Annotated in this window: 5 protein-coding genes and 1 pseudogene; 3 read left to right on the top strand and 3 right to left on the bottom strand. The window is 77.0% G+C overall.

Features of this window, described 5'->3' with window-relative positions:
* From ACFXA3_RS37915 to ACFXA3_RS37905, 3 genes and pseudogenes are all read right to left on the bottom strand, one after another.
* Positions 1-756, bottom strand: a pseudogene (locus ACFXA3_RS37915) (hypothetical protein); the annotation flags it as partial.
* Between the two features lie 182 nt (positions 757-938).
* Positions 939-1,133, bottom strand: coding sequence for a hypothetical protein (locus tag ACFXA3_RS37910; protein ID WP_385195071.1), 195 nt, complete (start codon positions 1,131-1,133; stop codon positions 939-941).
* A complete protein-coding gene (locus ACFXA3_RS37905; RefSeq protein ID WP_385195069.1) occupies positions 1,130-1,417 on the bottom strand; it encodes a hypothetical protein in 288 nt (95 codons plus the stop codon). Before ACFXA3_RS37905 ends, ACFXA3_RS37910 begins: the two co-directional genes overlap by 4 nt.
* Before the next feature lie 306 nt (positions 1,418-1,723).
* On the opposite strand from ACFXA3_RS37905, the gene ACFXA3_RS37900 reads away from it, so the two are divergent.
* From ACFXA3_RS37900 to ACFXA3_RS37890, 3 genes are all read left to right on the top strand, one after another.
* A complete protein-coding gene (locus ACFXA3_RS37900; protein WP_385195074.1) occupies positions 1,724-2,698 on the top strand; it encodes a helix-turn-helix domain-containing protein in 975 nt (324 codons plus the stop codon).
* 24 nt (positions 2,699-2,722) lie between these two features.
* A complete protein-coding gene (locus tag ACFXA3_RS37895; protein ID WP_385195065.1) occupies positions 2,723-3,205 on the top strand; it encodes a DUF456 domain-containing protein in 483 nt (160 codons plus the stop codon).
* 232 nt (positions 3,206-3,437) lie between these two features.
* Entirely contained in the window at positions 3,438-3,815 is a 378-nt protein-coding gene (locus ACFXA3_RS37890) for a PPOX class F420-dependent oxidoreductase (protein ID WP_385195062.1), read from the top strand.
* Positions 3,816-3,923 lie beyond the last annotated feature (108 nt).

The following is a 3,923-nucleotide window of genomic DNA, read 5'->3' as shown; positions in this document are numbered from 1 at the left end:
CGCGGGCGCCCAAGGACCGCCGCCGGGCTCGGGCCACGCACCGGGCCCGGTGTCCCCCGGCCCAGCCCCGGGCCGGGTGGTGGCGTCGGGGGCGGGAACCGGTGGGTCCTCGGCGCGGGATCCCGTCCGCTCCCCGGCCGGCGGCCAGGCCCCGGCGGGCGCGGCGCCCCAGGGGCCGCCGCCGGGCTCGGGCCACGTTCCGGGGCCGGCGGGTTCGGGGCCCGTTCCGTGGCCGGCGGGTTCGGGGCCCGGGTGCGCTCCGGGCCGGGTGGTGGCGTCGGGGGCGGGAACCGGTGGGTCCTCGGCGCGGGATCCCGTCCGCTCCCCGGCCGGCGGCCAGGCCCCGGCGGGCGTCCAAGGGTCGGGCCACGTGGTCGCGCCCGGCGGGGTGGTGCCGGACGGTGGTCGGGGGTCCGCGGGTTCGGGCGCGGCTTCCGGCAGGGCCGGCGGCACGGTGACGCTGCCGAGGCCGTACCCGGTCGTACCGGGCTCCCGGGGGTCGCGCGGCGGCGGTTCCGGGTCGGGCTCGTGGCGCGGTCCCGGCAGCACGGCGTGCGAGGGCGGCGCGGGTTCCGCCGGCGGGCGCGGGGACGGCACCGGCCCCGGGAAGGCCGTCACCGACGACGCCGAGTGGAACCGGCTCTCCAGGGTGTCCCCCGGATCCGGGTCCGGGTCCGGATCCGTGTCGGGGGCCGGTTCCGTGCCCGGGTCCCCGTACAGCTTCTGCCACCAGTCGTCCGCGCCCCGCTGACTCATGCGCTCATTGTCGGCCCCCCGCAGCGGCGGAAAACGCCGAATGCGCGAAAAGGGCCCCACCGGGACGCCGCCCGGTGGAGCCCCTTTTCGCATCCCTCGTACGACCTACCGGATGTCGTACGCCCGCACGACCGTCCGGGTGACGGCCGCACCGAACGCGTCGGTGAGCCCCACCCTCAGCGTCACCTGCGCCCCGGCCCCCGCGTGGTCGACGACCGCCGACCGCCCGTCTCGGCCGCCCGCGCCTGCGTCCCGTGCTCACCGCCGTCGTACGCGTACGACGGCTTCGCCGACTTCAGCGCCCCCGACGCGTACCCGGCGTGACCCGTGACGCCCAGCCCGATCGTCTGCCCGTCCGTCGCGGGCAGCGTCTTCATGCCGTCCGCGGACGGGAGCGTCCCCGCCGGGAACAGGATCGGCAGGGCTGCGAGTACTGTGCCGGGTCCTGCTTCGAGCGGAAGGGCCACGCCGTGACCACCGCCTGCGAGCGCTGCCAGGCCCGCGCCGGGGCGCCGAACTTCTCGATGGACTGCGTCAGTTCGTACGTGGCCTCCTCGGCGGGGACCTCGATGACCCCGGACGGGTACCCGCTGTCGCCGATCTGCCCGCCGTTGCGCTTGAGGACCAGCCCGCCCGCGTCGCCGAAGGACCCCGGCTGCACGTAGTGCCCGCCGTCCCCCCACGTCGCGCGGGCGAAGCCGATCGGGTTGCCCTGCCGTTCGGCGGCGAGCTGCGGCCGGCCGGGTCGGTGGACACCAGGATCCGGTCGCCGGTGACGAGGGTCACGGTGACGGGGGCCGTGGGCTGTTCGCCGGCCGCCCCGCAAGCCGCTTCCGGCCGGCGGATGTCGGTGCTGCGGTGGCGTCACCTTGGCAGGGAGCCGGGGGGTGCGGCGATGATGTCCGAGGCGGGTTTGCGCCGTGGCCGCATCCCGCCAGGAACGGCGTCAAGAGGGTGGGTGGAAGGGTTGCTGAGTGCGATAGGCCTGGACGAGGGCCAGGAGTCGGCGTACCGCGCGCTGGTGTCGCTGGGGGCTGCGGAGGTGCCGGACCTCGCGCACCGGCTGGCGCTGCCGGTGCCGCAGACCGAGCGGGCGCTGCGGCACCTGGAGCGGCACGGGCTGGCGGCGCAGTCCTCGGCCCGCCCGGGCCGGTGGGTGGCGGCGCCGCCGGGGGTGGCGCTGGGGGCGCTGCTCACCCAGCAGCGGCACGAGCTGGAGCAGGCGGAGCTGGCGGCGGCGTGGCTGGCGCAGGAGTACCGGGCGGAGGCGGCCGAGCCGTCCGTGCACGACCTGGTGGAGGTGGTGACGGGCGCGAGCGCGGTGGCGCACCGCTTCCACCAGCTCCAGGTGGGCGCGGTGGAGGAGGTGTGCGCCCTGGTCAGCAGCCGGCCCCAGGTGGTGACGGCGATGGACAACGAGGCGGAGGAGCAGGCCGCCGCGCGGGGCGTGGAGTACCGGGTGGTGATCGAGCGGGACGTACTGACCCTGCCGACCGGGATCCGGGAGGCGTCGACGGCGCTCGCGCGGGGCGAGGGCGTCCGGGTGACCCAGCAGGTGCCGACGAGGCTGGTGATCGCGGACCGGTCCCTGGCGCTGGTGCCGCTGACGGGGCCGGGGGCGGAGCCGGCGGCGCTGGTGGTGCACGCGTCGGGGCTGCTGGAATCGCTGACCGGGCTGTTCGAGGCGGTGTGGCGGGAGGCGCTGCCGCTGCGGCTGGGGGCGGCGGGGGCGGAGGAGTCCGAGGGCGTGCCCGACACGACGGACCTGGAGATCCTCACGCTGCTGCTGGCGGGCATGACGGACGCGAGCGTGGCCAAGCACCTGGATCTGGGGCTGCGGACGGTGCAGCGGCGGGTCAAGGGCCTGATGGAGCTGTCCGGGGTGACGACGCGGCTCCAGTTGGGCTGGCACGCGTACGAACGGGGCTGGGTGGCCCGATAGGCCCTGGTCGGTCAGGCTGAGCGCATGGATCTGCCTCAGCTGCTCCTGGTGGGGCTGGTGCTCCTGCTCGGGGTGGTCGGGGTGCTGGTCCCGGGTGTGCCGGGGACCTGGCTGGTCTGGGCGGGCGTGCTGTGGTGGGCGCTGCACGAGCGGTCGGCGCTCGCGTGGTCCCTGCTGGTCGCGGCGACCGCGCTGCTGCTGGTGGTCCAGGTGGTCAAGTGGCAGTTGCCGCCGCGGCGGCTGCGCGGGGTGGGCGTCACCCGCCGGATGGTCGTGTACGCGGGCGCGGGCGCGCTGCTCGGCTTCGTGGTGGTGCCGGTGGTGGGGGCGGTTCCGGGGTTCGTGGGCGGCATCTACCTGAGCGAGCGGCTGCGGCTGGGCACCCACGGCGAGGCCTGGGCCTCGGTGCGGGCGGTGATGCGGGCGGTGGGGACGAGCGTCCTGGTGGAACTGCTCGCGTGCCTGATGGTGGCGGGCGCCTGGCTGGGCGCGGTCCTGGTCGGCTGACCGAACGCCGCGCGGGGGGGCACCGGAGCCGGGGCCACCACCCTGCTCGGCGGGGCCTGGACGTGGTCCGCGGCGGCCCGCGGCGGGGCCGGATCCCGGCGGCCCCGACCGACGGCGTCCGGCTTCGACGGCCCGACGCCCCGCCGGTGTTCGCGGCGTAGTGCCGAAGACCGAGGGCCGGTCGGCCGAGCGCCCGATGCGCGGCGGGCGCCGTGGGACGAGGCTGGGGGGCATGACGGAGTTCAAGGGGTTCAGCGAGGCGGAGTCGGCGTATCTCGGGTCGCAGAGGCTGGGGCGGCTGGCGACGGTGGACGCGGCAGGGCAGCCGCAGGCCAACCCGGTGGGGTTCTTCCCGCAGGAGGACGGCACGGTCCTGGTCGGCGGTCTGGCGATGGGGACGACGAAGAAGTGGCGCAACCTCCAGGGCAATCCGCTGCTGTCCCTGGTGGTGGACGATCTGGTGAGCACCCGGCCGTGGAAGGTCCGGGGCATCGAGATCCGCGGCCGCGCCACGCTGGAGGTGGGCCCGCACGCACTGGGTCCGCACTTCAGCCCGGAGGTGATCCGGATCCACCCGGAGCGGGTGTTCGCCTGGGGCCTGGACGGGTGACGCCCCGCGCCCGGGGGAGGAGGGGGCGGGCGGGGGGGGGTCTGGGGCACCGCGGGCGGCGGCGGGGCGGGGGGGGCGGGCGGCCGGGGCCGGTGGCCGGCGCCGGGG

The sequence above is a fragment of the Streptomyces sp. NPDC059456 genome, from assembly GCF_042750055.1.
In the GTDB taxonomy this organism is placed as follows: Bacteria; Actinomycetota; Actinomycetes; order Streptomycetales; family Streptomycetaceae; genus Streptomyces.
This window is presented reverse-complemented; position numbering and strand designations above follow the sequence as displayed.